Source organism: Fischerella sp. PCC 9605 (assembly GCF_000517105.1).
Classification (GTDB): Bacteria; Cyanobacteriota; Cyanobacteriia; order Cyanobacteriales; family Nostocaceae; genus PCC9605.
In genome coordinates, this window is the sequence record NZ_KI912152.1 from 317,820 (window position 1) to 342,882 (window position 25,063).

The following is a 25,063-nucleotide window of genomic DNA, read 5'->3' on the forward strand; positions in this document are numbered from 1 at the left end:
GATGGGGTTTATGATCCCAAGTAGTGCCAATGGTCGATTATTGTTGGGACTCAAAGGACAAATTTCCGAAGTAGAGTTGCATACGATTCGTTCCCGCTTAAGTGCTGGGATTCTTAGCAAAGCCAGGCGTGGTGAACTGGCACTCACCTTACCTGTGGGTTTGGTTCGTGATGAACTGGGAGTGGTGCAGAAAGACCCAAATCGTGAGGTGATTAACCGAATTAACTTAGTGTTTGAGATTTTTGGGCAACGTAAGTCAGCTTCCAAAGTGTTGCAGACGTTCAACAGTGAAGGGCTGTTGCTTCCACGGAGAAATCGCTTTGGTGATATTTTCTGGCGCAAGCCTAGCGTGGCAAGTATCATCTCAATTCTGAAAAATCCTGCCTACGCTGGTGCATTTGTATATGGACGTACACGTACTCTCAAACGTGGTTTGGTTTCAAATCAGCCACAACAAAAGCAATTGCCAATGGCCGAATGGAAAATCCGAGTCAATGACGTATATCCAGCTTACATCAGTTGGCAAACCTACGAGCGTAATCAGGCACAGCTTATGGATAATTATGCTGAGTATGACCGCAATAAAACTCGTGGTATCCCTCGCCCTGGTGCAGCATTACTGCATGGGATAGTTTACTGTGGTGAATGTGGTCACAAGATGGTTGTCCAGTACAAAGGCGCAACCCGCTATATTTGTAACTCCTTACGGCAGCAGCAGTATCGTGTGCCTGTTTGTCAGTATATTCCTGCTGATGCAATTGATGAGTACGTAGTCAATGCCTTTTTAGAAGCTTTGTCAGTTGTAGAGCTAGATGCTTATCACAAAGCTGTCAAAACCCAACAGCAGTCTCAAGAGACAGTGGAACGAGCGCACTCTCAACAAATACAACGTTTACAGTATCAAGTAGCACTAGCAGAAAGACAGTTTAACCGGGTTGACCCGGATAACCGATTGGTAGCGGCCGAACTAGAACAGCGTTGGGAAAACGCTTTACGCGAACTAAAACTTTCGCCAAGAAAACTATGCTCAACGTCAGCAGCCTCAAACAGTAGATCACCTACCAAAAGAACTCAAAACTGCTTTTATTAACATTGGACAAAGGCTCCCTGAACTTTGGCACAGTGGCACCTTGACACAAGTGCAAAAAAAATCTCTGCTACGCTGCCTCATTGATAAGGTCGTCATTCATCGTGTTGCACGTGATACAGTTCGCACTCGGATTATTTGGAAAGGTGGTGACACTACTAATGTTGACCTGCCAATCCCAGTTGGTTCATTGGCTGAACTCACCAATGCCCAGGAATTGGAAACTCAGGTTGTTAGTTTGAGCCAACAAAGTATTGATGACCAAGTTATCGCTCAACAACTGACGGCACAAGGTTATCGATCGCCACTATGCAAAACTCTCCTGCCCAGTACAGTCAAAACTATCCGGCTTAAACATCATATTTTTCAAAACCGTAGCCAGTCTCATCCCCGCGAGATTTCGGGTTATCTTACGGTTCCTCAAGTTGCCCAGTCTTTAGAACTTTCACCCCACTGGATCTACGATCGCATTCATAACGGAACGATCGCCATTAGCAAGGATGAATCAACCGGGCTTTATCTGTTTCCTAACCTTCCCGATACACTCTTACAATTCCAAAAGCTCAAAGCTGGAGAACTCCAGAACTTGCGTTTTTGAAAGGAGTATCAAGATGCCCAATCAAAAGAGCTGCCTAACTGCCACCCTACAACATCGCCAAATTTTGCATAATCTTGTCCTACGCTTTCCCAAATACGGCTCTGCACGGAGAATCCAAAACGTCCCTGACTGTACTTTACCCACAACCTATCTATCGTCTCTAGGTCTAGACAGGGGAATTCTGTAAAGTCTTCCTCCCTAAGCCAACCGTCTTTAACGCGACGAGCTATTTTTAGCATCACTGCCCCAGTTTCTTCATCAGCTTTTTGCCACTGCCCTGCTACTAGTAGGTCGCGTAACGGGGTGTAGTCCACACCTACATTTGAGAGTAGTTTATCTTGTTCAGACATTAGAGCATTCTTAAAAGCGCAATTGGATTTTCTTCATAGCACCAGTTTAATTGCTCGTTTACCTTCAGGCGATCGCGCCTCGGAAAATTAATATTATCTCTAATAAAAATCAAAGAAAATCTTATACAAGTGTTGAAATTGATGATTTCAATATAGTTTAAAATAATATAAATGGGGAGATTTAGCCCTGATTTTCTAATAATAAATAATAGTAAAAACTTGATTATTATAATACGCACTCGTGCCACCCCAGAACAAATAGAACAGATGCTCCTGGAGCATAAATTTTATATTAAACTTGCGGTTGACATCGAACGCCGTATCCTTACCGGGGGCGGTGAAATGCATTTTGACTGCGAACAGGTATTACTTGAGGATGGCAGCAGGCAAGTAAATATCTGGGGTGCAAACTTTATGCCTATTAATCAAAAAATTACTTATGATTCTCTAATCAATATTCGCCCTCGCCAAAACCGTTCAATGGAAATTTTAGACGCTACGATTAGAGAAATTGTTAGCCAAATTATCGAAGAGTTGCTAGGTAACGTATGACTGAGTTGACTAAAAAACAAGAACGCTTCCTACAAGATGATATCCCCACTCGCTTGGGTCACTTAGCGACAAACTTAGCTCGAATTAAATCTTTTTCTGATAATTTGGCACACCCAGATTTTGCAGTCAGTCTCATCAGAGAAAGTAAATATTTTATTGAGTGGACAGCACCCCAAATGGATATTGACCAAGCCGCAGAGTTAGTGGAATTGGGGCGTACTTTAACACGTTGGCAATTTAACTGGGAAAAAATTTGGTCTGATACCACAGCTTTAAGCCAGGTTCAAGCTGAAGTCGGTTCGTGGTCGCAACGTGTCTTGGATATGTCGGGATTGTTATCAGAATCAGTCTCTGAAGCTTGTTAAAGTTAATCATCATCTTTGACTTCTAACTGGGGAACGCAACTATTAACAGGGTTCCCGAATTGGGGGTGCGATCGCACTGGCGAATGAAACAGTAGCTCATCAGGGGGTTGTCGTATGATGTTCGACCTTAAAAGCAATGTGCATCGTCACCTTGTAGCGCACAATCTGATTGTTCTCGACATCAGCAGTCCAGTTAGTTATCTCAAGAGCGCTAATGCCACGCAACGTCAGCGCCGCTTCTGCTAAACCCTGTTGCACTGCATCATCAAAGTTTTTTTCGGAAGAAGCTACAATCTCGATTACTTTAGCGACTGACATGAATATTCTCCTTTCGTTACATTTGTGATTCGCTCACTCAGCAGCATTGTTTCCGTTTCTTGGGTGGAGTTGGTAGGAAATGACCTGCACTGCATTTTAAATTCCAATGGCAGTAGCAATAGCTTTATATCTTATGTGCTCCTTACTTGTTCGTTCTAATTCTCAATTTGTACAGAGCAGAATTAGCTTGTCGTCTACCATAGGGCAGTTTCCTTGGTTGTGTTGCAAAAAATTTTTGAGGAAGTGTTGGGACTAGCCGGGCGGTGCAGCAGATTGTAGCGGCGTGGGAGTCCGGCAATGCGTGAAACCCAAGAGCAGGTGACGGTGTTTATTAAGTCCCTACCCTCCAATGATGTACCTGACATGCTGCCCCAAGAAGTTGTGGTGCGGTTGAGCAGGAAGATTCAAGCATAGTGGGTAGGTGCGATCGCTTTTTGGCTGGTTCTGGGTATCTGCCGAGATACCCGCATTCAGGGGACACGTAAAAACGGCAATATAAACGAATTACCGCAAGTCTACTACAAAACCCGATCGCCTCTAGCTTAAACTTGAGATGCCTTGCTAGTGTAAAAAATTACACTAATCAAGCTATAACTGTTGTGTAACGCGATCGCCTCCCTATGAAAAAAGTTTTGATAGGTCTATTAATTGCTCTGCTCGTCGGCTGTTCACAGGGACGAACACAAAAAAATGCTTCTACATCTGGTAATTCAATAAGTGTCTTCCCAAAAATCCTGGCATTAAAGGATGGGAAGAAGGAATCAGCACAAATTGATATCTATGGACAGGAATTTGAAAAACTAAAAAAACTATGCATTGAAAGTGATAAAGATTTAGCTGGGATGATTGACTCCATTGTTAAGAAAGAAAAGGCATATGGTGACAACTCGGCTACAAATCTTGATACTTTAAAATCTTTTAATGATATGGCAGAAAGCGGCTTTGAGCGTAAACCAGGAAAATGTATGGAAATTTATCTAACGTTAAACAACAACTTAAAAGAATTAAATGAATCAAACAAATAAAAAATCAGATTATGACCGTAAATTATTGAAAATCACTTGCCCCAAATGCGGCTCCTCAGAAACCACCTATGATCCGGAAGCTCGTTATTACTCTTGCGATCGCTGCTTTTTTGAGTGGAGTGAAACAATAACAGGCGATCACATTGCTCAACTTCGCTTTACACCGCCATTGGCTTGACGATTGCACCATAAAATAAAGTTATTGTGCAGCGTGAATTACTTGCGATAAGTAGTCAACATGATTAAACTCGACCAGTTTTTAAAGTTGCTGGGTATAGCCTCAACTGGAGGGCAAGCCAAACTGATGATTATTGATGGTGATGTAAAAGTCAATGGTACAGTTGAAACCCGACGAGGAAGGAAATTAACTGAAGACGACCAAGTAACAGTAGGAGGGCAAACTTTCAAGGTTGGGGATGTAACACATAGTAACAATTAAATACCTCGTGTTGTCTTCTGGTATTTGCTGGACATTACCCAAAGCTAAAAAGGCATGAGGGAGTTTTAGCATTATAAGAGCGATCGCCCAATTTGTGAATTTACTATCTCAGCATTGATAAACCCACCAACAATTAGTTGTCAGTGTTTTGAATATTACCGCCAATCTGCTCTGCGTTGACTGTGTTAGCATCTACAATGCCCCCAGCAAACTGGGAATCAGGTTGGTAATAAATAGTGACTTTTCCAGATGTTTCTGCTAGTTGTTTATTTTGTTGATTAATTGTAGAAAATAACTGATTAATTACTTTATCTTTATCCTCAAGTCTGGCTTGATATTGTGCTTCTAATACTTTGTGTGCAAATTCATAGCCTTGCATGAAGTCACCATGTATCTTCGCCTTATCAGCATCAGGAGAAACAGCAACCCTGACTACAAGAATGCCATCGCCTTTCTTTTCAATGCTTTGAACATCCAGTTGAGCGCCTTGGTTTTCGACTTCTACTTTTTTGAAAGAGTATGCAAAAGCGTCCCAGTCTATGCCGTTGCGGAAAATTAGGTCTAAAGTTTCTAATGATTTTTGAAATAATTTAGTAAACTCTCCTGGTGCAAAGTTTCCACTACCAGGACGGCGTTCTTGTTGATTGTCTCGCAGATAAATATAGTCACAAATTACGCCATCAAGGCTGGTAGTACTATTAGTATGCCAATCCTCTATACAGGCTCCGGTTAATACTGCCTTGTAAAAGTTGGTGTTAAGTGCTTGAGTTCTAATTAGTTTTGCCCCGCTCAGGTCAGCCTCGCTGAGATTTATGCCTGTAAGGTCCATCCAACTGAGGTTTACTCCCTTCAATATTGCTCCCCTCAGGTTTGCTTCCCGGATATCTGCTGCATTGAGACTTTCGCCAGCTAAGCTGAATATACTTCCGAGGATTTTGCTGCGGTTAGCTCGGGAGAGATCTACCTTATTAAGTTTTGCTCCACTGAGATCGGCCTCTATTAGATTTGCTCCCCGAAGGTTCGCCTCCCTTAAGTCCACCTTTCTAAGATTTGCTCTACTTAGGTCAGCCTTTACAAACTCTACTTTGCTTAAACTTTTCGCTTTGCTGAAGTCTACCCCCTGGAGATCTAAGCCGTTAAGCCTTGCTCCAGAGAGATCCACCTCATCAAGTTTTGCCCCACTGAGGTGGGCTTTAAAAAAGCCCACAGATTTCCCATGTTTCTCTATGAATTCTGGGCTTTGTACCACCCATGCGGGTAGCCCAATTAGTTTCGCATTGCGAAGGCTAGCTTTACTAAGGTCTGCATCGTTGAATTTTGCACCGACGAGTTCTGCTCCATCGAGGATGGCCCCACTAAGGTCTGCTCCGCTAAGGTCCGCTTTGTTGAGATTAGCTCCATTGAGCTTCGCCCTGTGCAGATCAGTTCCCCTCAGGTCTGCATTGCTCAAATCAGCCTTCTCTAGGTGTACCATGCTGTTCCTTAACTCAAGGATGTCTCCGCTGCCGAGACCTCTTTCTTTAAGGAGGTGCATTAAATGACGGTATGACCCAAGCATTGCACCTCTAAGGTCAGCTCCTTGAAGGTTCGCCTCTGTAAGGTTTACTTCAATTAGCTTTTGGAACTCATTTCCCCAGATTACCTCTCTAAGCGGAATATTAGCAGGACTAACTATGAGTATGTTCAAAGCATTATTTTCTTGGCATCGTCTCCACTCATTCCAAACCTCCACTCCTTGCTTAAGTATTGCCAGATGTTCTTCATTTGCCATCTTGAGCTAACCCCTCTGCTTCATCGGGAGCAACTTATCTACACCGCTTCCTGCCAGCCTTCTATAGAAGCCAACAGGATATTAATTAAAGGATGATCAACTAACTCCTTCAACGCCTCTGTTCCCCCTGACTTAAGCGCACCAATAACTCGTGCTTTTAGGGTTGGGTTCTTTTCAATTTCATCAACAGCCTTAGCCACAACTGTCATTTTTTCAGCACTAGTCGTAGTGGGGTAAGTCTGTTGCAGGTGTTGTAGGAGGGCTTCAATTTCTTTGGCAGCTTCTACAAGGTTTTGTCTTTGTTCAGGCGTGTAGTTAGTTATATTTCCACCTATTTGGTTTGCGTTAACCGTCTCTGCGTCTACAAGACCACCTGCAAATTGAGCGCCTTTTAAATCAAAATTAGAAGTTTTATTTTTCATATTCTGTTGATTCTGATTTCCTTGTATATAGTCACCTTCAATACGCTCGTTGTAATTACCGCTACCCATATTAATAGTGCGATCGCCAGCCATTTTTGCTTTTTTCTCCTTGGAATTAGATATGAATAAAGTTTTAGAATTATTTCTAATTTTTATCTTTGGAGTTAAAGACTCTGGTATCCCATTAAGGTCAATATTATTACGACCAAACTCAAAAGCATCTTTATAGTTTCTTCCTGCACCAAGAGCGTCATAAAATGCTACAGAGAAATTAATAGCAGCTTTATCTGTGATAGCGCGTTCCATGCCAATAACACAGTCAATATGCTGATATATTGCCTCAGCCTGAGCCTCAGAGTAGCAAGCATTAAGTAGTACACATTCAATAGTGTCTTTACATAACTCAAATAGGGTTGCTAGTGAGTTTGTACTAACTAGTTGCATTTGACCAGAGTTATTTTCTAAAGCTATGCCACCTGATTGAGAATTTAAACGGACAGCATTGCGCTGATGCTGCTCATAATTATTCTTTGAATCTACACCATTATTTTTTGTAGCGTGACCAGAAAAATGTACAATTTGTGGTTCGTTATCTAATAAAGCACGACGCAAATCATCAATGCGAACTGCCCACCTCGTAATTAATTCAAATTCTTCTCTCGCTCTCGAACGCTCCAATGCAGCTTGGATTTCCCGCACTTCCTCATCTAAACGGAGCTTATTTGTATCTTTTGGATTAGCTGATAATATTAAAATCTTTTTCATACTTTTGATAAAAGTGTAATTTATCAAATTTAAGTCATCAAAGTATTTTTATTCAGTTGATTGCTGTCTTTCTAAAGAATCTCCCTCTACATAATCGCCTTGAATATCCTCGTTGTAATTACCGCTACTCATATTTATGGTGCGATTTTCTGTGTAAAAACTAGGGCGCTCTAACGCCGTCATTACCATATTTGTTAGTCTACGAATTTGTATATTTTTTTCTGCTATTAATGCTCTTAGTTCTCCCTCTGGTAAGCCTTTAAGCTGATTGTAAGTTTCAAAGTATTCTGCACTGAGTTCAGACTTATTAGCAGTTTCTGCTGTCTTGGCTCTAAGTAAAAACTTATCCTGACCCCGTTTTTCCATTGCCACAATTTCTAGTTCAGCATTTGGATTATTTTCTGCTAGTCGTTTAAAGGCGATCGCAATCGCACGAGGGTCAACGCCCTGGTTGTGGTAGAGGTCGAGGGTATCAACAATTGGTTTGATGAAATCTCCAAACTCCCCATCTGCAAAAACTTCTTGTAGATTGTCCGGTTTGCGAAGGGGGTTTGGGTTTTCTTTAGTGGGGAGTCGCATATAAACGTACTCACACCTTACTCCATCAAACTTAGTATCACTGGTAATACCCCAGTCTTCAATAAAGGCTCCGGTGAGAGTAGCACCTGTTAAATCAGTTCCGTCTAGCTGAGTTTGCTTCAGCTTTGCTCTGGATAAATCAGCGTCTTGCAAATTGGCTTCACTCAGATTTGCGCCAATAAAGCTGGCATCAACTAGGTTTGCTCCTCGCAGATTTACTCCACGTAGGTTCAAACCATCAAAGTTTTTGTCTTGCCCAACTCCAGTTATTACAAGTTGCCGCACTTGTGATTTGTCAAGATAAGTTTTTCCAACACGAGCTAGGTCAAGCTTTTTGGCTTGATGCCAGCGGGTGCGAGTTATATTAGCCTTTCTCAAATCTGTGTTCTTGAGGGTTGCAGCAGTGAAATGAGCATCTGTTAAATCAGCACCAGGAAAACTGGTGCCACCAGTAGCAGCAAAGGCAACCGCAATCTGTCGCACCGAGATAAACTTTTCTTCTTCAGCTAGGGTTCGCCAACCAGTGTAAATACCTAACAACGTTATAGCCATTGCCACCGCAGCTGTTACAGGCCAAGCTAAAGCCGTTTGCTCAAACACACGGCTGAATATTACCACAGCCGCTGCCATAGCCGAAACCCAAACCACAGTCTCAAACGCAGCCAAGACCCAAGCCATAGCTACAAAGGTAGATCCAAATACAGTCAAAGCCCCAGTAAAAATTCCAGCTAAAGACCAAGCCCCAAGCCCAGCTACACTCCAAGCTGCCTGAACAATTGCATTAATACCCTCACTTCCAAACACAGTACCAAGCACAGCGCCAAGTATAGCCACGCTCCCAGCTACAATCCCAGCCACAACTACCAGAGCTGCTGTAAATCCTTTCCGGACAGCGGCAATGAAGAAACCTGCTAGCATCATAGAGCTAATTAAACCACCGACACTGCTGTTAAGACGTGTAGGACTGAAGAGGACTTCTGAGGAAATAACACCAGTTATCCCAGATGCATATCCCGCTAATCCTGAGAGGAAGAGTAAGACTGCTATTAGAAAAGCAGTTGACCAGCACTGTAGTCCAGCCTTAGCATAGCTAAAGTTTGCATCTCTCAGGTTAGCGTTAGTAAAATCTGCACCTCGGATGTCCGCACGACTGAAGTTTGCACCCTCAAGGTCTTTCCTACCCTCGAAAGAGCGGCCACGGAGATTTTGTCCAGAGAAGTCCAGGGGCATAACTTGAAGCAGAAGATGGACTTAATTTTCTTATACAGGAACAGGACGAAAGTTTCCTGAATTTTTACACCTCAAATCCCACGCCAACAATAACTAGCGGTTCTGCTTCACTGTTAGAACACGTTGGTAAACTCAATTTAGAGTAGCGATCGCCCCCACATTCCCCTACTCCTGCACCGTCACTACCAGTTCTTCCAGCAGCGCATTGTTTATTCGCTGCGCCTCCTCACCTGTGGCTTCAGTTATTTCATAAGCTTGCTGCACTAGCTTTTGAACTTCTGTTGGCAGCGCTTCATACTTCTCTGTGTTGAGGATGACAAGACGGCAACCGGGGTAGGGCATGAAGTCGCTAAACGGCTGCATCTGGTGTTTTATGAGAAGTTTGGATAGTAGTGTGATGGGATGATGCGGTTTTTGATTATCCTCACTGCGATTGATAGCCGATGCCATGTAACCACAAAACCAAGCTAGGGTATCCGTATCACCAGATAGTGCTGCTACAGTACCTGCCACCAATTGCTTGTTTATACTCGCAGGCAGCGTGTCAAAAATTTTATCTAAAGCTTCTGGGTGGCGCTTGTGGCAATAGCATACTACTTGCTCAACAAGTTTATCGGTTTTGGTAGGTTGCCCAAATCCTTTAGCAGACATAGCATAGTCTCTAATTTAACTAAATAGATAAGTTTTATTAGTATATGTTACTAATAGCACTTAAATATCTAGATAAATACGTTCTTGTTGATGCTGACTTTGACGTTTTTTTATTGCGTGTAATGCTGCAAATGCCTCGGCTGTTGATAGTGTTCCATTAGCAATAAGCGCTATAATTTCAACTACTACAGGGTCTTCACCTGCTGCTTTTTGAGCATTTTTCCACTCTTGTAAGTCTTCATCGGAGGTGATGATTTTATCAGGTGTGATATTAGCCATAAAACATCTATATAGATACCTGAATTAGAATCTACCCACAAGCACTAACAATCTTTGACGACTTAGCAACTGCATTCATTGCTACTCATTATCTGTTTTATTAAGCATCGTTTATTCTGAAACTGAGCTTAATCATCTCCATGAGTTAAGCGACAACGACTTTGGGTCTTGCAAGCAAGTCGAGAAGAACGCTCTTGCACAATAGTTGCTAAATCTGGTCGTCCTGTCAGGAAAAGTCGCCAATCTGCCCAAATCCCATATAGGAAGTCGGCAATAGCATCGATAACTGGTAACTTAGTTGCAGCATAGACCCAGCCCATTCCAAGTGCTTCGTAGGTGCGGCGAAACACCTCGACATTTTTAACTAACGTTCCGTCTGGCAACACAGCATGAATACGCCCCATTGCAGTTTCATAGTCAACATCGCCGTGCGCTTGGGGATTGTAGTCATCAGCGGCAATATCTACAAACGCCACCAGCCCTCGACCCGCGTCTCGGTTCTTCAAAAAGTTAACCTCACGCAGACACAAGGGACATTGACCGTCATACAGCAGTTTGATTTTCCATGACGGTGGAGCAGCATACTTCTGGTTGAGGAAGCCATCAGAACTGTAAGATTGGGTCTGTGATGAAGACATTTTGGAGTCTTAATAAGTTTATTTTCAAAGTATGAGGTGTAACGCCCCTGGAGATAGATATGTTACAACAGCCACCTGCCTTTGGTTTCCTACAATTTTACTGCCTTTGTACTGCTTCAGTAGCCGTTTTGGTATATACCTGGTGCTTTTGATCAGGCGATCGCCAGTGACTGGAACCTTCGCTTCATTCAATGCAATTATCTGCTCGCGTAAATGCGATCGCACATAAGTTTTACCCCTCATCCTACATATTCCCATTCAAACATTCGCCCATGCGTTCGCGTAGCGTACCGGAGGTTTATCGCGAAGCGAATCGGAGGTTTATCGCCTAAACCTGCATTTACCCACTTTGGTTAAGCGGTTTTTGAGTCTGCTGCAACCAATAAACCAGACATATCCAACACTCGTTCTGACCAAGTAGCGGAAATTGAGGCAAGATTTGCAACTTCGGTTAACTTATCGCCTTGATTTACCCAGCCTTGTAGTAATTCTTGCAATTGGGTTAATTCAACATTATTAACATGACTTTGTTTTTGTAACAAATTGACATACAGCAAGCTTTCCGCTAGTAACACTGGAACTATTTCACGGCTGGCATTTTTTTGACTCCAAGATTTTAGACGCGCTAAAGTCGCAGCCAATTCTCCTAACTGTTGTGGATAAGGCTGATTTAAAAAACTTGCTTCAATTGCGTTCCAGTTGGGCATTACAATTCTCCTAGCAATCGCTCGGTAATCTTGGTAATTTTTTCTCTAATGATGGGGGATTCAATTATCATTGTACGATTATTTTGACTGGGGCGAATATTAATAATCGATTCAAAAACTATTTCCCGCGTGTAAGGACACCAATCAGCACCCCAAAGGTCTTTTTGTCTGCTGCCATCTTTCAACAACTCTTGTTCGCATTCATAGTGACGTTCTGCTCCACCAGCTAGAATTTCGCGCTCGATATCCACGACTATTTTGATAAATACTCCCCACATTTGCAACATTTCATCTAATTGTTCTTTTGTAGCTCGAACGCGAATTATTAAAACCAATTTACCCAACCTCAATTACAGTTTTTATAAAAGGCTCACGAGACTCCTGCTTGATTTGGCTTATGTAATTTTATATATAAAAATTCAATCTTTTACCAACAGCATTACTCGCGTAATACTGCTCTAATTTTAAAGTTTTTATTGATAAAAAACACAATTTTAAAAATATTTTTAGTTTAGAATGATTAACTAACATTAATTAATCCTGAGAGCATCCGCTATTGTTGAGACTATATATCATATTTTTTTAGATTTAATAACTATAACTTTACCCCCAACACGCGGCATATTTCCCGCACTGGTGCTTTTTGTTGCTCTAACTCCTGTAACCTTGTCAGTAGCCGTTTTGGTATATACGTAGTGCTTTTAACGAGGCGATCGCCCTCGCTCCAAAATTCATAGTGATAATCAGCCTGCGGGTAATCTTTGCCGTTCCAATTTTGGAGTTTAGCGACGGCTTCATATTTGTCAGGAGCATTAAAAATTGTGATGATTCAAAAACTGCAAAATCTTTTGAGATGTTATTTGTGGCTGTTCAAGTTGGGGCGCGTGACCGCAATTGTTAAGCTTGATGAGCTTAGAATTGGCAATGTCTTGTTGAAATTTTTCTGCATCTTCAGGTGGGAGCATATCATCAGCTTCTCCCCATAAAATCAGTGTTGGTTTGTCAACTTGGGCAATTCTATTTGCCAAGTCACTATAACCACCAGTTTTGACATAGGAAATCATGGCATCATGCCAAAGCGGCATTTCTTGGTGTAGCATCGCGCACTGAATAGCCAAAAGGATTTTTGTATCTAAATTAGCTAAAATACTGCCTACATTTAATGCCAAAATGTGGCGTTGACGTAGATATTCTACAGCCAAAAAGTCAAAAGGAGGAAACAAGTATTGAACAAAGGTGGGAGCACAAGTGTAACCCAAACTATTAATCAATACTAGCGATTTGACAACTTCAGGATAAGTGAGAGTAAAGTCAATTGCAGTTGCACCTCCCATTGATGCACCTACTAGTACGATCGGTTGGTTGATTAAAGTTGTCCAAAATTCGTAAAGGTGAATTTTGATGACAGTTGGGCTGTATTTGATTTCTTTTTGCCTTTGTGTAAAGCCAAAACCTAACAAATCTACTGCCCATGTTTCATTTTGAGCGGCAAGTAATGGCAACAGAAGACGGAACTCTAGGATGGAACTGTCGAAGCCGTGCAGCAGCAGAATCGGTGTTCCTCCCCAACCTTTGTGAATGTAGGTTGTGAGAATTGGCTGTTGGCTGAGGTAAGTTGCAAGGGCAATTCTTTCAATACTTTCAACGAAAGCGATCGCCTCTGAGTCTTTGAGTTGATTAACTTGTGATGGAAGAAAATTGGGAAGCATTATGTTTATTTATAAAAGTTTTTAACAGATACAAGCGCGCACCTTGGTGAGGCGTGTCAGGTTACTACCTCTGGGGCAACAGGCTGCTGCAACAGCCGCCCACGAGAGGTTTATTAGTACAATTTTACTAAAAATCAGGAAATTAAGCGATATATAAGCTTTTTAATCCTGTTTTCTACGGCTTTCACTTTCAACGAAAGTCTTAATCTCGTTTACGCTCTTGTGACTATCAATCATTGCCTGCACTGCCACAACTTTATGTTTGGGCACTGAAAGCGATCGCCCCTTCCACTCGCCATCCTCTAGAACTTCATAAGAGTACCCCCAATACCAATGGTCGGGGTTATCCGGGTTCCGTGTACCATCGACTCGTGGGTATGATGCCACAGCCCCCGACTTCAACTTTTTATTTTTGAGGTATTTGTACAAGCAACCACTGGCTTGCGGTCTTTCTAGAGAAAAAGATTGTTTGTCCTCTAGAACTTTTTCTAAACAAGGGGATGCAGCTACATGGCATTCTTTCTCTAGAAAATTAGATGAACTATCCCCTAGAACTTTAATAAAGTCTTTGATTGCCGCCACAGGTGCATTGTTCTCAATCATTCGCCGCACCATGCTGACTTTCTCTTTGGGAACGCTAAGGGACTTTGATTTCCATACACCATCCTCTAGAACTTTGTAGTTGTATCCCCAATACCAGTGGTTTAGGTTATCTGGGTCACGTTCACCTTCCACACAAGGGTATGAGGCAATTTGACCCGATTTGAGTTTGATGTTTTTTAAGTAGCGGTACAAGCTGCCACTTGAGCTTGAGGCCACTTGAATACGAGGGGTGATTTCTGAACGGGCTTTTCTCTTTGAATTTTTTTCTAGAGAATTAGACATACCATCCTCTAGAACTTTTTCTCTAGAAATTGGTGCATTTTCCCTTAGAACTTTCTCGACAACATCAGTCGTTGGTAAGACAGTTGAAGACTGGTAGTTTTTTTCTAGAGAATATGGTTTACTTTCCTCTAGAACTTTTTGCCAACCACAAACACCGCAACCATCAACCAGATTTAACAGTGCTTCTCCACAACTGGGACAGGTACAAGACTCTTCTAAGGGCAATGGAAGCGAGTCTGGGGTCGAGGCAATTTCCGAGGGCGGCTCGACGAGCGCGAGTAATTGAGTTGCCGCTCGGCACTCCTGGGGCGATGTCCACCCCACTGGCATTCCGAACTGTAGTTCTAGCCAATCGGGATTGAAGACTTCGTTTTTCTGCAATATCCCCAGCTTCTTCGCTTTCGCCTCTGATTTGGTCGTGCCAGGGGGCCGTCCGTTCCCACTCCAACTTAAGGCTCCGGGACGTGGCAACAAGCAAGAGCCTTTCTCCTTGCCAAAGAGTTCCGTACTGGGCTGTTGGGACAACAACCCACTCCGCATCGTACCCACTTGCATAAAGCTCCCTGAGCATCTGCCGAAAATATGTGCCGGGTTCGGCTCCGGGAATAAAAGGGGCTGATAACAATCCAGGCACGTTTTCGATGACTGCAAACTTGGGCTGGACTCGTCTGATTTGTCGCAAGACGGCTGGGATGCAGTCTCGCTTGTCTGCGCTTCCCAAACGTTTTCCTTCAACTGAGAATGGGGGGCATGGTGGCGAAGCTGTGATGAGGTCGGCTGCTCCATGCTCAAGCCAGAGTTCTCGCACGTTTGGGTAGATGGTGACACCGGGGAAGCGATCGCGCAGTCGGTCGCAGCAGAATTCGTCGATTTCGCAGAGGAAGCGCAGTTTGAATCCTCCGGTGATAAGTCCTGCCAAGGGGAAACCTGCGCCAACCCCGCTGCACAAATCAATTTGAGTGAGCATAGGTCAATCTTTACAGTATGAGGTTTATAAGCTTTATTGGCTGGCTCATCCAGCAAAACAAAGGCTTTATTGCCCTTGATGGCTGTAATTTCCCCGGTGGCATTAGCTAAATATTGGCGGCGGGGGCTGAGGTTTTGGGGTTGGATGACAACGCGATCGCCTACTTTTAGGGGAGAATTGCTGCGGGTTTGATAGTTTCCAGTAGAACTTTTTACCAAAGCGCTAACAATCATCTTGCCCCCTCACCCCAGGTTCTTGATCATTCCGTATGACTTGTCAAACAACACCGCTGCTGTACCCGTCTCACAATGCCGCGCCTTTGCCACAATTAGTTCTAAGATTCCCCGGTCAACGGTATCCCTGTTGTAGTACTCATCTCGGTAAGCCAAGATGATGTTATCTGCCACCATTTCTAGGATTCCCGACTGGCTGAGGTCACTCATCATCGGGCGTTTATTTTGCCTGCCCTCCACAGCTCTCGAAATTTGCGATAGTGCCAGCACCGGAACGTCTAAATCTCCAGCCATTTTGTAAAGTCCCCTGGCTACATCCCCCAGTTCATAGCTGCGGTTGCCCCCAGAGTCCTCTGCCATCATTTGCAGGTAATCAACCACCACTAAGCCCAATTTGCCCTCACGCGCCTTTATTTGGCGGCATTCGGAAGCAATGCCAGAAACGGTAATCCCTCTTGAGTCATTGATGTAAAGCGGTAGTTCCGAGGCAATACCGACAATTTTGGCAAGGCTACTAAATTCCCAATCCATCAGGGGTGCAAGTCCGGCTCGATGTCTGCGAATGCGATCGCCCCTCAAGGGAATTATTTCTAAATCTTGATACTGGGGAGTGACACTAATTAAACTCCAAAGCCTATACTACAGTTGCTTTTTGGTCATCTCCAGCGAGAAGAAAACCACCGGGAGATTGTGCAGCAACATAATTCGTTGTGCCAAACACATCGCGATCGCGCTCTTTCCCATCGATGGGCGACCTGCAACTAGGGTCAGTGTCCCCCCTTCAAACCCCACAATGAGTTCGTCTAATTGGTGAATTCCGGTAGGATAAATTGGGCTAATTTGTTCTAGGTCACTATACGCCGCAGCTGTGATTGTGCTGTTGTGTTCGGTGTTGGTAGAAAACTGCTGTTGCGACAGCCGAAAAACTTTCTGTTCCGACTGGTCGAGTATAATTGGCAACTCAGTCTCTGTTTCATAGCCCAGCTGCACAATTTCGCTACCAGCTTTAATCAGCTGCCTGCGTGTGTACTTTTCCATCACCAACGCTGCTAAGGCATCAATGTTGACAGCTGAAACTGTGCGGTCTACGAGGGAGGCGAGTTTATTTCTGCCGCCAATGCGTGTCAGTAAATCGTAGTTAGCAAGCCAATTTGTAACCGAGAGTAAATCCGTTGGTTTTCCAGACCAATGAAGGCGCAGCGCGGCTTGATAAATATCTTTGTGAGCGTCGATATAAAAAGCTTCTGGAACCAAATAATTGCTTATCCTACCCATTGCTTCTGGGTCAAGCATTATCCCGCCTAAAATCGCTTCTTCAACCTCGATGTTTTGGGGTGGTAGTCGGTCAATCACGTCGCACCTCCAGTATTTTTAGCGCGATTTTGGCGTTGCGACTCTTCCCAAGCTCTCTGGGCCCGTTGTTGCCGTTCTTCGAGTTCTCGGCGAAATTCGTCTAGAGGATTTTTGGTTGCAGCTTTTTTGGCCTGTGCTTGTTTTGAGGCTAGGTACTTTTCGTAATAAACTTCCCACCTGTTTTTTCCAGCTTTGTTTTTATGTGCCAGCCAAGCTTCAATGTCATTTACTTGTTGGCTAAGGTTTTTTGTCTTTTCCTGACAAAAATTTAAAAAATTCGCTCGCTCCTCTTCTGAGAGAGTCTGAATAAAGTCTGAATAAGTCTGAATAGTCTGAGGAGTGCTGGAATCCTTATCTGAAGCGGGTTTTGAGGTGCGTTTTTCTCTTTTTTGAGACTTTGAGTCTCTTTTTTGAGATTTTGAGTCTCTTTTTTGAGACTGTGAGTCGCATTTTTGAGACTCGGAATCCAAATTTTGAGACTCTAGTCTCATTTTTGAGACTCCAGTTAAATTTCTGCAATCAACTCTTTGCTCTTGAAAGTCAAATAACTCAAGTTCTTGTAACCTAGCCCTAGCGCGGAAATATGAGGCTTTACTCATCTCAAGTTCTGTGGTGATTTCTAACGTTGAGGGCAGCTGCCAGTAGCGATCGCCAAAAGGATCTTTTTCAATTAGGTAAAGCCATAACGCCATTTCGTGCTTTGTTAGTTTGGACTTTCTAAGTTTTTGAGACATTTCAGGAGTCAGGGGGTAAAATTTTCCCATCATGGCTGCACCTCCAGGGAGGTTACAGTAATTTCATCGCTCAAGAAACCAAGAGCAATGAGTTCTTTGATAGCGTGGCTTACGGTTTCCTTTTGGAGCTTGCGTCTTGGCTTTGACAGTAGACGAGCTATTTCGGCACAATTAATCTCTATCCCTTCGTTATAGGGGTCAATGGTGCGGATGCAGTACAGCACAGCCAGTTGTGCTTGCGTTAGTTCGCGGCAGGCTCTTAGCCATTCTTCATGCTGAAGTGGGTAAAACTTCCCTTGAATTCTTGCGTTGTTTTGCGTCATAATTGCCTTAGAAAGAACTAATCAAAAAAATTAAAAAGATTATCCCCATGCCCCTATCCCGTCAGATAGGGGCACATTTTTTGCTCCCTTGAGATGTTCGTAGCTCTAAACTTTCCGGCGCTACACCTTATAAGCTGTATTTAGTACAATCCCAATAGCCATAAGCAATCTGATAAGCCTATGCTCAATGACTGTTAAGAGACAGAAAACATTTCTACGAGCTGTTTGGTAGGATTAAGTTATTCATAATCTTGCTAATTATTCAAGCATCGCTTAGTATACCTTGTATCGGATACATTACAAGAAGTCAAATGCAAAATTTTGTATCAGTAGACGGGCTGGATCTACATTGGCGGTTGTTCGACGAGATGATGAACCGCTTCAATTTGAGTGTGAATGAAACAGCTAAGGCTGCTGGAATTTCAAGAGTTGTGCTTTCCCGGTTTCGGCATGGTAAAGCAGATTTGGGAGCGGCAAAACTCATAGCGCTTTTGCTAGTTGTGCCACAAGAAGCTAGGATGTGGTATTTGTCTGAGCTATTTGGCGTTATCCCAAGTCACAGCTTGCGTTCGATGATTGCCCAAGCCCCTCCAGAAGAACAAGCTGAAGTCCTACGTCTAATGGCTGATTTGTTCGTGAGCAACAACCGCACAACTGCGAATACAGCAGAGTTAGCCAAAGCAGTATGAAAAGTCGTTACTAATCAAATTACCCTGCTATATCCGCTATCAACGTAGCAAATATGTATAAAAAATAATTTCAAATGCAGTAATTACATCTAAGTTAGGCTACTTCCAGGCTCAAAGATGCTGTGTTACTAATATCAGCAACTCCCAAGATTGCGTGTTTGTAGCTGGTAGATGGTAGGACACTTTGTCTATTGTGTCTAATCATAATTGTTACATTTATTACCGTGATTGTTGCAAGTTTAATATAGGAATGAATGTGCCAAATAGCTTGATAGTTGCTTGTCATTTAAGTAATGCATACAACTGATGCAAAATATTCATCGTATCTTTACTTAATAACCTTTATTTAACCTTAGACCTGTAAGCCGCAAGGGTTTTGGGTGTAGAGGTACAGAAGCGATCGCCCCTCTATACAGTACAATTGTACTGTAAATGGTGAAGTCGCCTTAGTCAAAACACTCATGTAGGATGCTTCTTGTTTTTTTAGCTGGAAGCATCTTTCTATTTAATCGATTGCAACACACCATAAACCGCAGTTCTAGCAGTAAACCACTGTATATTTAAATCAATGACACGCCTGGGGAGTTACGCCCATGACCCACGCCTACAGCATGGACGACGCAGTGCAGGTAGCCAAACAAGCGGCTGCTGATATTGAAGCGTGGTTGTGGGGAAAGACTGAAACCATCAGCGTCACCAATGTAGAGCATGACCCAGACTACCGACGCAGAGATGTTGACCTAATTTGGACAACGCAGACGGGTGACATCTTGGTTGAGGTCAAGGGCGACAGGTGGAACAAAACCCGTAATTTCTTTTTTGAAACTCACAGTAACTTAGAACGTGGAACCCCCGGCTGCTTTATGTACACTGAGGCGGACTGGCTTTTTTACTACTTTGTCAACTCCCGTCAGTTGTACAGGCTACCGATGCCCAAAACGCGGGAGTGGTTTTTGATTACGATGCGGCGCTTTAGGGAGCGCTCGACTACAACACCAGTGGGGGGCGGTCACTACACGACTGTGGGGCGGCTGGTTCCGATTACCACGGTGATGATGGAAGTGCCAGGGGTGAAGATGGAGCAGCTGTAGGGGTGGGCGATCGCCTGCCTCGGTTATGGAGAACGTTTAATTTAAGTGTCTCCCAGTAAAGGCAAAAAATTTTCTGTAGTTATCCGGATTACTATCAAGCTAAGATGTAGCTAATATGCAGCAAACTATATATCATTCGCTACATCATGCGCTATGGGTTTAAAAGCCAAATAACCTCTAGGAAACTCTTGGTAATCAATCAACCGGAAGTGGGCAGACTCATTCGTGAACTTCGGCTTTTGACTGGGCTGACACAAGAACAGTTTGCAGCTACTTTAGGTGTCACTTACCCCACAATTAACCGTTGGGAGAATGGACGCGCTAAACCATCGCCATTAGCAATGCAAAAGATTGAGGCGCAGCTACAAGAGATAGGAGAGCAGGGAAAGAATTTGTTGGTGAAGTATTTGATGAATTAGGCTGTGTTACTAGAATTTTTCAACGCACTTGATCAGTAATTGTAAAGAGGTAATTATTGATGACTATAAGTTTTACCAATGTAATAGCTAAAATTGCATCTGTTGATTTATTTAAAAGAAATAGTAGTACAGGCAATATAGAGACTGGTATTTTTATTGGGCGTCCTTTTCACATTGATTATGAAAAAGCATGTATTTTAATTGCTGATGCTTGGAAGCTCAAAGCTAAGGGGATTCCCCAAGGCTCTTTTTTATTAGCCTATTACGAGAATGAAGATGATGTTTATGAGGTATTACTTCTACGAGTTTTAAAACCAGCGAAGTTGCCAACTGACAATGATGTCATTAGTTCGATGATTGAGTATTACAAAGATAATTTGAAGACGAGTGGGAAAGAAAGTCAGTTAGATAACTACACAAAATATGAATTTAGCTTCTCCGGAGTGGAATGCAGAATTTTAGGAACATTTTATAAGGACGATAAAGGATGTACACACTTTGGTGCTGACGTTGAAAACTTTTATAGCGCCCACCACTACAAAGTATTTAAGCCAAACCCAGATGTTCTAGAGCTTATCGTTAACTTTCGTGAGGAAGGAATTACAGGCAAACCCACTGATATCAAAATCGGTAAGGTGCGATATAGTTCCAGCCTTCGCTTTCAAGCACAAGAAGATAATATACCTGTTTTCGTAAGTCCAAAAGATTTTCTTGGTAAACGAACAGCCCTTTTTGGGATGACTAGGACAGGTAAGTCAAACACAGTTAAAAAGGTCATTCAAGCTACTGTTTCCATGAGCGATAAGGCTGCTTATACCCTCAACGGCAGGTCAAACGGTAGTGGCGCAGAGAACTTAGAACCTTTAACTGATGATGGTTTACCAAAGTACCCGGTCGGTCAAATCATATTTGACATTAATGGCGAGTATGCAAATGCAAATATGCAAGATGAAGGTACAGCTATATTTGAAATCTACAAAGAGCGAACTATCCGGTACAGTACCATCAATAAAGATGGCTTCAAAGTGATGAAGGTGAATTTCTACAGAGATGTAGAATCTGGATTTGAATTAGTTAAATCGCGTCTGGCTGAAAGTACAGGCAACTATATTGATAGTTTTTGTGCAGTAGACTTTACCAAGCCAGAGGACTATGACAAGAACAATTCTTCTGCAAAAACTCGATATGATAGAAGAGTTGCAGCGTACCTTTGTTGTTTGTACAAGGCAGGATTTGTTGTACCAAAAGATTTTAAAATTTATTTTTCAGGCAATAAAGAACTCAATCAATTAGTAAAGCAAGATGGAAGCTTAGATCCGAGTAAGGGTATTTCGCTTGAAGAAGCCTGTGATTGGTTTACTACTATTTGGGATAACTACGAGAATCAATTCTTCTCTAAATACAAACGCGACAATGGGCATGAATGGGCAGATGAAGATTTGAAAGCTATACTAGTTTTCCTTTCACGCAAGCGGAGTCCTGGAGGTAGCGCTAACGTAGATGGTTATAAAAAACTACGCAGTATTGCTGAACTACATACTGAGACTGTTGGCAAGTCTTTTGAGATAGAAATTATTGAGGAACTTCGCAAGGGTCAGATTATCATCGTAGATTTATCTCAAGGCGACCCAGACATTCAGCGTTTATATTCCGAGCGTATTTGCCGACAGATATTTGCAGATGCAATGAATCGCTTCATTCAAAATACACCCAATAACTTTGTTCAATTTTATTTTGAAGAAGCTCACAATCTTTTCCCTAAACAGAATGATAAGGACTTAAGCCAAGTCTATAACCGGATTGCAAAGGAAGGGGCAAAACTCAATCTTGGTTTAATTTATGCTACTCAGGAAGTCAGTTCAATAAGTTCCAACATTCTGAAAAATACTCAAAATTGGTTTATTGCTCACTTAAATAACGAAGACGAGACGAAAGAAATTAAAAAATATTACGACTTTGGAGATTTCACTGACTCCCTAGTCCGATTCAGCGCGGATAGCGATAAAGGTTTTGTGCGGATGAAAACTTATTCAAACGCCTTTGTAGTGCCTACTCAAATTGACAGATTCTCTAAAATTTAGGAAAGCAAGTAGTTTATGGGATATACAAGTAAGCATGGGCGTCGTCCGTCTGAGTACGCTAGCAAGTCCTCTCACAGTCATATAATCAACGACTCGTCTCTACAGGAATTTCTTAACCAGTGCAATCTTCCTAAGTTAGCTTCGGAGGTTACGCTTGACGGGTGCGATCGCTTCATTTATCAGCCTGTAGCAAAAAATCCGATACGTAACGTTGTCGCTATTGATGGGGGTTATACTGAGGTAGCTGTACAAACGGGTTTCCCTTCATCAACTGTTTGCTTCTTCCAGATAGGTGCGCTCATCTTCAGTATTGATGACCTTGATGGAATTGGCAAGCAGCCTTTCATTGACCCAGAGGATATGGCGAAGTTAAAGCAGATTCAGCGCCTAAAATTTACTCTGCCTGTTCGCAATGTCCAGGTTAAAAGTGAGGGAACACTCATCAATTCGGTGCGCCGAACTATCTATGACTTTTTCTGCCAAAAGATTGATAATGATGAACTGATAGCTACATTACGCTGGTTTATCTTCCAGGAATATGAAGCAGGTATTCCAATGTGGAAACTGGCAAGCTGTCCAATTTGCGGAAGCTCAGAGATTCCCCTGCATCGAGAACAAATGAGCAATAAATATACTTTTACCTGCAATCATTGTGGTGGTGAAATTTTTCTAACAGATGCATTTCGCTTGCATGAAGCTATCGATGAAGAGTTAGGTGCTGGAGGTATCTTAGGCTATTTAATTAGTACTCTAGAACAGATTATTTTTGTTCACCTAATTCGACTCATCCTTAAGATGAAGCCAGATTTGTTTGAAGAAATGCTGTTTATCAAGGATGGGCCACTTGCTTTTTTTGGGCAGACAGCAAATATGTACAAGCCCATGCGATCGCTCGTCAGGTATCTCTTTAAAAACTACAACTTATACTTGGCTGGGCTAGAGAAAAGTGGTGCTTTTGTAGAACACGCAGACTGTATCTCTGAAAAGCTAGAAAACGGAACAGTACTGATTTTGAATAACGACTACATTTACAAGTACATTCTTCCTGGTAAACCTGAACCAACAAGACCGTATGGTTCTACAACTTACTACAGCAACAAGCTGATTTTTAAAACAAATGCAGGTGGTATGTACGTGGTATCCTTACCAACTTCGGAAATTTTAGCAAGTCCTAAAGAAACAGACTTTCGGAATTTAAGTGCAATTCTCACTAATATTGAAAAGTTAAAGTGTGATATGTACGATAGTTCCCTTATTCCTGTTGCTTTGGCAAATAAGCTTGTTTCCTTAGCTGACCATCCCAGCTCTAGAATTCTCCAAAAGTTTGCAAAGGGGGCAATGCAGGCTTAGCTGTGGTTTTTGTAGGTGATGCGATCGCACTCTGTCTGGTTAATGTCTGCGGCTATGATGCGAGTGCAACAGTTGAGGTGAAGTGATATCTATATTTTATTTGAATGAAATGAGTAAGACACTGAATATTGATTTTTTCAAGCTTGTGATTCTCGCAGACATGAATTTGTCTTTTGAAGAAGTTTTACAAAAAGTTATACAAGTACCTGCTGATCAAAGATTTAAAGAAGTTCGTCTACACTATGTTTCTCTACACAGAGCTGTCTTTGGATGGCAGCAGACATGGGAAGGAGAAATAGTTCGTCTTCGTATGGACAACATACCCGTTAAGGCTAATCTTGCTGGTAAAATAGAAGATTTTAAGCTGGCAGATGATGAAGGTATAGGTGAACAATCGGCATTTATTTACCATCCAGCTACTAATATTTTACTACTTCAATCTAACAAACATGGTGTATCACCAGGGAATTTTGCTAGATATTTTGAATTAATGATTGGTTCTAATACCTCTCTTTATATTGATCCGGTCATCCAGTTGGATGCGTTACAAAGACTGGAAAAGATGAAAACAGTCAAGAAACTTAATATTAGTATTGCTGCCTTAGAAAATATGAGTGTTTTTGAGAATTACGGACTTGAAGAATTTGCCAACCTTACTACGGCTTATCAAGCTCCAGCAATTGATATAGAGTTTAAGGTTTCTCGCTCCAAAAAATCATCTTTATCTCTAGAAAAAGTACGTAATGCTACCACTTCATTACTACGTATTTCTAATCAAAACCAAAGTCAGGTTAAAAAAATCAGAATTTCGGGTTCTAGTGATGACGACGACAGTCTATATGTAGATTTATTGAAAGACAAGATGCGTGAATCCATACAGATTCAAGCCTCGAAAAGTCAACGTAATATCCCTTATCTAGAGCGACAAAAAGCTCTTAGAAATGCTTGGGAAAAACGAAAAGATGAAATATTAAAAATGTATGGAAGAATAAATTAATTAGCAGCGCGCAGTATTGCAGCAAACACTCTAATAACTCTGTAGGCACTAAAACCAGATGTTAGGAGAGCAAACAACCAAATTCCAAAAGCAAGCCATTGCCATGAGCCAAAATTTTTAATTTCAATAAATAAACCAATAAAGCTTAAGAATGCTAATAAAAATGACCAGTTTATAGCATCGACAAAGTAATTTATTAACCTAATATACTTATTAGAATTCTTTATTTGTTTCACAACATTTGTATTGCTTATTGTGAATAAAATAGACATTGCAGTAGCAAGAAAGCCTATTGCAATACCGCTAAGTGTTGTGGCAGCAGAAAATACGTCTTTTAAAGAGCTAGGTAAAGGTTTACCCCAAAACAACAAACAGTAAAAGACTGTAGAAAATAATCCAAGTGTTAGGGGATACCATCTTTCGAGATTTTTCTGCATATAAATTCCCCAGCAACCC

At 42.2% G+C, this 25,063-nt stretch carries 31 protein-coding genes and 1 pseudogene; 13 read left to right on the forward strand and 19 right to left on the reverse strand.

The window, feature by feature from the left end:
- Position 1 precedes the first annotated feature (1 nt).
- Positions 2-1,090 carry a recombinase family protein gene (locus FIS9605_RS45710; protein WP_231510535.1) on the forward strand — a complete coding sequence of 363 codons (1,089 nt, stop codon included), beginning with the start codon at positions 2-4 and terminating at the stop codon, positions 1,088-1,090.
- A 40-nt stretch (positions 1,091-1,130) separates the two neighbouring features.
- Positions 1,131-1,685 (forward strand): hypothetical protein, encoded by a 555-nt coding sequence (locus FIS9605_RS45715; protein WP_231510421.1) that lies wholly within the window; start codon positions 1,131-1,133, stop codon positions 1,683-1,685.
- A gap of 8 nt (positions 1,686-1,693) precedes the next feature.
- On the opposite strand, the gene FIS9605_RS38995 is transcribed toward FIS9605_RS45715, so the two are convergent.
- On the reverse strand, positions 1,694-2,035 hold the full coding sequence (locus FIS9605_RS38995; protein ID WP_051470217.1) for a GUN4 domain-containing protein: 342 nt from the start codon (positions 2,033-2,035) through the stop codon (positions 1,694-1,696).
- 219 nt (positions 2,036-2,254) lie between these two features.
- On the opposite strand from FIS9605_RS38995, the gene FIS9605_RS0131680 reads away from it, so the two are divergent.
- Positions 2,255-2,587: a DUF5674 family protein gene (locus FIS9605_RS0131680; RefSeq protein WP_026736112.1), complete on the forward strand. Its 333-nt coding sequence runs from the start codon at positions 2,255-2,257 to the stop codon at positions 2,585-2,587.
- Positions 2,584-2,952 (forward strand): hypothetical protein, encoded by a 369-nt coding sequence (locus tag FIS9605_RS0131685; protein WP_026736113.1) that lies wholly within the window; start codon positions 2,584-2,586, stop codon positions 2,950-2,952. Before FIS9605_RS0131680 ends, FIS9605_RS0131685 begins: the two co-directional genes overlap by 4 nt.
- 99 nt (positions 2,953-3,051) lie before the next feature.
- Here FIS9605_RS0131685 and FIS9605_RS0131690 read toward each other — a convergent pair whose 3' ends face one another.
- Positions 3,052-3,270 carry a dodecin family protein gene (locus tag FIS9605_RS0131690; protein WP_026736114.1) on the reverse strand — a complete coding sequence of 73 codons (219 nt, stop codon included), beginning with the start codon at positions 3,268-3,270 and terminating at the stop codon, positions 3,052-3,054.
- Between the two features lie 620 nt (positions 3,271-3,890).
- Here FIS9605_RS0131690 and FIS9605_RS0131700 point away from each other — a divergent pair.
- From FIS9605_RS0131700 to FIS9605_RS0131710, 3 genes are read left to right on the forward strand one after another with little or no spacing between them, the layout of a single operon-like run.
- On the forward strand, positions 3,891-4,295 hold the full coding sequence (locus FIS9605_RS0131700) for a hypothetical protein (protein WP_026736115.1): 405 nt from the start codon (positions 3,891-3,893) through the stop codon (positions 4,293-4,295).
- On the forward strand, positions 4,279-4,473 hold the full coding sequence (locus tag FIS9605_RS0131705; RefSeq protein ID WP_026736116.1) for a hypothetical protein: 195 nt from the start codon (positions 4,279-4,281) through the stop codon (positions 4,471-4,473). The genes FIS9605_RS0131700 and FIS9605_RS0131705 overlap by 17 nt, the downstream gene beginning before the upstream one ends.
- A 60-nt stretch (positions 4,474-4,533) precedes the next feature.
- Entirely contained in the window at positions 4,534-4,734 is a 201-nt protein-coding gene (locus FIS9605_RS0131710) for an RNA-binding S4 domain-containing protein (protein WP_026736117.1), read from the forward strand.
- 133 nt (positions 4,735-4,867) lie between these two features.
- Here FIS9605_RS0131710 and FIS9605_RS40125 read toward each other — a convergent pair whose 3' ends face one another.
- The 16 genes and pseudogenes from FIS9605_RS40125 to FIS9605_RS0131785 form a co-directional block, all read right to left on the reverse strand.
- The gene (locus tag FIS9605_RS40125) at positions 4,868-6,505 is read right to left on the reverse strand and encodes a pentapeptide repeat-containing protein (protein ID WP_051470218.1); all 1,638 of its coding nucleotides are present in this window, start codon (positions 6,503-6,505) and stop codon (positions 4,868-4,870) included.
- Positions 6,506-6,543: 38 nt separating this feature from the next.
- A complete protein-coding gene (locus tag FIS9605_RS39005) occupies positions 6,544-7,692 on the reverse strand; it encodes a CHAT domain-containing protein (protein WP_063748493.1) in 1,149 nt (382 codons plus the stop codon).
- A 48-nt stretch (positions 7,693-7,740) separates the two neighbouring features.
- A complete protein-coding gene (locus FIS9605_RS0131725; protein WP_026736118.1) occupies positions 7,741-9,501 on the reverse strand; it encodes a pentapeptide repeat-containing protein in 1,761 nt (586 codons plus the stop codon).
- A gap of 165 nt (positions 9,502-9,666) precedes the next feature.
- Complete coding sequence (locus tag FIS9605_RS0131730; RefSeq protein ID WP_026736119.1) at positions 9,667-10,152, reverse strand: hypothetical protein; 486 nt, start codon at positions 10,150-10,152, stop codon at positions 9,667-9,669.
- Between the two features lie 60 nt (positions 10,153-10,212).
- Positions 10,213-10,431 (reverse strand): hypothetical protein, encoded by a 219-nt coding sequence (locus FIS9605_RS0131735; protein ID WP_026736120.1) that lies wholly within the window; start codon positions 10,429-10,431, stop codon positions 10,213-10,215.
- 128 nt (positions 10,432-10,559) lie between these two features.
- Entirely contained in the window at positions 10,560-11,069 is a 510-nt protein-coding gene (locus tag FIS9605_RS0131740; protein WP_026736121.1) for a thiol-disulfide oxidoreductase DCC family protein, read from the reverse strand.
- Positions 11,070-11,093: 24 nt separating this feature from the next.
- Complete coding sequence (locus tag FIS9605_RS0131745) at positions 11,094-11,312, reverse strand: hypothetical protein (RefSeq protein ID WP_026736122.1); 219 nt, start codon at positions 11,310-11,312, stop codon at positions 11,094-11,096.
- 110 nt (positions 11,313-11,422) lie between these two features.
- Entirely contained in the window at positions 11,423-11,776 is a 354-nt protein-coding gene (locus tag FIS9605_RS0131750) for a hypothetical protein (protein WP_026736123.1), read from the reverse strand.
- Complete coding sequence (locus FIS9605_RS0131755) at positions 11,776-12,111, reverse strand: DUF5674 family protein (protein ID WP_026736124.1); 336 nt, start codon at positions 12,109-12,111, stop codon at positions 11,776-11,778. Before FIS9605_RS0131755 ends, FIS9605_RS0131750 begins: the two co-directional genes overlap by 1 nt.
- A 334-nt stretch (positions 12,112-12,445) precedes the next feature.
- Complete coding sequence (locus tag FIS9605_RS46290; protein ID WP_269321103.1) at positions 12,446-12,574, reverse strand: hypothetical protein; 129 nt, start codon at positions 12,572-12,574, stop codon at positions 12,446-12,448.
- Positions 12,575-12,588: 14 nt separating this feature from the next.
- Positions 12,589-13,485 (reverse strand): alpha/beta fold hydrolase, encoded by an 897-nt coding sequence (locus FIS9605_RS0131765; RefSeq protein WP_026736125.1) that lies wholly within the window; start codon positions 13,483-13,485, stop codon positions 12,589-12,591.
- A 162-nt stretch (positions 13,486-13,647) separates the two neighbouring features.
- Complete coding sequence (locus tag FIS9605_RS42010) at positions 13,648-14,595, reverse strand: hypothetical protein (RefSeq protein WP_082209916.1); 948 nt, start codon at positions 14,593-14,595, stop codon at positions 13,648-13,650.
- Positions 14,534-15,337 (reverse strand): DNA cytosine methyltransferase, encoded by an 804-nt coding sequence (locus tag FIS9605_RS41495; RefSeq protein WP_072032448.1) that lies wholly within the window; start codon positions 15,335-15,337, stop codon positions 14,534-14,536. The genes FIS9605_RS42010 and FIS9605_RS41495 overlap by 62 nt, the downstream gene beginning before the upstream one ends.
- A 242-nt stretch (positions 15,338-15,579) precedes the next feature.
- Positions 15,580-16,923 (reverse strand): annotated as a pseudogene (gene dnaB / locus FIS9605_RS39015) (replicative DNA helicase).
- A complete protein-coding gene (locus FIS9605_RS45725; protein WP_231510536.1) occupies positions 16,920-17,690 on the reverse strand; it encodes a hypothetical protein in 771 nt (256 codons plus the stop codon). Before FIS9605_RS45725 ends, dnaB begins: the two are co-directional and overlap by 4 nt.
- Positions 17,687-17,980, reverse strand: a complete 294-nt coding sequence (locus tag FIS9605_RS0131785; RefSeq protein ID WP_026736127.1) for a hypothetical protein — start codon at positions 17,978-17,980, stop codon at positions 17,687-17,689. Before FIS9605_RS0131785 ends, FIS9605_RS45725 begins: the two co-directional genes overlap by 4 nt.
- 311 nt (positions 17,981-18,291) lie before the next feature.
- Here FIS9605_RS0131785 and FIS9605_RS0131790 point away from each other — a divergent pair, with 311 nt between their 5' ends.
- From FIS9605_RS0131790 to FIS9605_RS0131815, 6 genes are all read left to right on the forward strand, one after another.
- Entirely contained in the window at positions 18,292-18,669 is a 378-nt protein-coding gene (locus FIS9605_RS0131790) for a helix-turn-helix domain-containing protein (protein ID WP_026736128.1), read from the forward strand.
- Positions 18,670-19,262: 593 nt separating this feature from the next.
- Positions 19,263-19,760, forward strand: coding sequence for a hypothetical protein (locus FIS9605_RS0131795; RefSeq protein WP_035140488.1), 498 nt, complete (start codon positions 19,263-19,265; stop codon positions 19,758-19,760).
- 146 nt (positions 19,761-19,906) lie between these two features.
- A complete protein-coding gene (locus FIS9605_RS0131800) occupies positions 19,907-20,179 on the forward strand; it encodes a helix-turn-helix domain-containing protein (protein ID WP_051470220.1) in 273 nt (90 codons plus the stop codon).
- A gap of 59 nt (positions 20,180-20,238) precedes the next feature.
- Positions 20,239-22,260: an ATP-binding protein gene (locus FIS9605_RS0131805; RefSeq protein ID WP_026736131.1), complete on the forward strand. Its 2,022-nt coding sequence runs from the start codon at positions 20,239-20,241 to the stop codon at positions 22,258-22,260.
- 15 nt (positions 22,261-22,275) lie between these two features.
- Positions 22,276-23,610, forward strand: a complete 1,335-nt coding sequence (locus tag FIS9605_RS0131810; RefSeq protein ID WP_026736132.1) for a DNA double-strand break repair nuclease NurA — start codon at positions 22,276-22,278, stop codon at positions 23,608-23,610.
- A 109-nt stretch (positions 23,611-23,719) separates the two neighbouring features.
- Positions 23,720-24,607, forward strand: coding sequence for a DUF6731 family protein (locus FIS9605_RS0131815; RefSeq protein WP_026736133.1), 888 nt, complete (start codon positions 23,720-23,722; stop codon positions 24,605-24,607).
- Here FIS9605_RS0131815 and FIS9605_RS0131820 read toward each other — a convergent pair.
- Positions 24,604-25,044, reverse strand: a complete 441-nt coding sequence (locus tag FIS9605_RS0131820) for a hypothetical protein (RefSeq protein ID WP_026736134.1) — start codon at positions 25,042-25,044, stop codon at positions 24,604-24,606. The two genes, FIS9605_RS0131815 and FIS9605_RS0131820, sit on opposite strands and share 4 nt — an antisense overlap.
- Positions 25,045-25,063 lie beyond the last annotated feature (19 nt).

Bases quoted from the DNA above. Each gene is read 5' to 3' on its own strand.
- FIS9605_RS0131785 (WP_026736127.1), bottom strand. From the start codon at position 17,980: ATGACGCAAAACAACGCAAGAATTCAAGGGAAGTTTTACCCACTTCAG.
- FIS9605_RS45710 (WP_231510535.1), top strand. From the start codon at position 2: ATGGGGTTTATGATCCCAAGTAGTGCCAATGGTCGATTATTGTTGGGA.
- FIS9605_RS0131750 (WP_026736123.1), bottom strand. From the start codon at position 11,776: ATGCCCAACTGGAACGCAATTGAAGCAAGTTTTTTAAATCAGCCTTAT.
- FIS9605_RS38995 (WP_051470217.1), bottom strand. From the start codon at position 2,035: ATGTCTGAACAAGATAAACTACTCTCAAATGTAGGTGTGGACTACACC.
- FIS9605_RS0131730 (WP_026736119.1), bottom strand. From the start codon at position 10,152: ATGTCTGCTAAAGGATTTGGGCAACCTACCAAAACCGATAAACTTGTT.
- FIS9605_RS41495 (WP_072032448.1), bottom strand. From the start codon at position 15,337: ATGCTCACTCAAATTGATTTGTGCAGCGGGGTTGGCGCAGGTTTCCCC.
- FIS9605_RS0131765 (WP_026736125.1), bottom strand. From the start codon at position 13,485: ATGCTTCCCAATTTTCTTCCATCACAAGTTAATCAACTCAAAGACTCA.
- FIS9605_RS45725 (WP_231510536.1), bottom strand. From the start codon at position 17,690: ATGATGGGAAAATTTTACCCCCTGACTCCTGAAATGTCTCAAAAACTT.
- FIS9605_RS0131725 (WP_026736118.1), bottom strand. From the start codon at position 9,501: ATGCCCCTGGACTTCTCTGGACAAAATCTCCGTGGCCGCTCTTTCGAG.
- FIS9605_RS0131690 (WP_026736114.1), bottom strand. From the start codon at position 3,270: ATGTCAGTCGCTAAAGTAATCGAGATTGTAGCTTCTTCCGAAAAAAAC.
- FIS9605_RS0131810 (WP_026736132.1), top strand. From the start codon at position 22,276: ATGGGATATACAAGTAAGCATGGGCGTCGTCCGTCTGAGTACGCTAGC.
- FIS9605_RS0131815 (WP_026736133.1), top strand. From the start codon at position 23,720: ATGAGTAAGACACTGAATATTGATTTTTTCAAGCTTGTGATTCTCGCA.
- FIS9605_RS0131795 (WP_035140488.1), top strand. From the start codon at position 19,263: ATGACCCACGCCTACAGCATGGACGACGCAGTGCAGGTAGCCAAACAA.
- FIS9605_RS0131700 (WP_026736115.1), top strand. From the start codon at position 3,891: ATGAAAAAAGTTTTGATAGGTCTATTAATTGCTCTGCTCGTCGGCTGT.
- FIS9605_RS40125 (WP_051470218.1), bottom strand. From the start codon at position 6,505: ATGGCAAATGAAGAACATCTGGCAATACTTAAGCAAGGAGTGGAGGTT.
- FIS9605_RS0131740 (WP_026736121.1), bottom strand. From the start codon at position 11,069: ATGTCTTCATCACAGACCCAATCTTACAGTTCTGATGGCTTCCTCAAC.
- FIS9605_RS0131710 (WP_026736117.1), top strand. From the start codon at position 4,534: ATGATTAAACTCGACCAGTTTTTAAAGTTGCTGGGTATAGCCTCAACT.
- FIS9605_RS0131685 (WP_026736113.1), top strand. From the start codon at position 2,584: ATGACTGAGTTGACTAAAAAACAAGAACGCTTCCTACAAGATGATATC.
- FIS9605_RS0131790 (WP_026736128.1), top strand. From the start codon at position 18,292: ATGCAAAATTTTGTATCAGTAGACGGGCTGGATCTACATTGGCGGTTG.
- FIS9605_RS0131820 (WP_026736134.1), bottom strand. From the start codon at position 25,044: ATGCAGAAAAATCTCGAAAGATGGTATCCCCTAACACTTGGATTATTT.
- FIS9605_RS39005 (WP_063748493.1), bottom strand. From the start codon at position 7,692: ATGAAAAAGATTTTAATATTATCAGCTAATCCAAAAGATACAAATAAG.
- FIS9605_RS0131735 (WP_026736120.1), bottom strand. From the start codon at position 10,431: ATGGCTAATATCACACCTGATAAAATCATCACCTCCGATGAAGACTTA.
- FIS9605_RS0131805 (WP_026736131.1), top strand. From the start codon at position 20,239: ATGACTATAAGTTTTACCAATGTAATAGCTAAAATTGCATCTGTTGAT.
- FIS9605_RS0131745 (WP_026736122.1), bottom strand. From the start codon at position 11,312: ATGAGGGGTAAAACTTATGTGCGATCGCATTTACGCGAGCAGATAATT.
- FIS9605_RS0131705 (WP_026736116.1), top strand. From the start codon at position 4,279: ATGAATCAAACAAATAAAAAATCAGATTATGACCGTAAATTATTGAAA.
- FIS9605_RS0131800 (WP_051470220.1), top strand. From the start codon at position 19,907: ATGCGCTATGGGTTTAAAAGCCAAATAACCTCTAGGAAACTCTTGGTA.
- FIS9605_RS46290 (WP_269321103.1), bottom strand. From the start codon at position 12,574: ATGAAGCCGTCGCTAAACTCCAAAATTGGAACGGCAAAGATTACCCGC.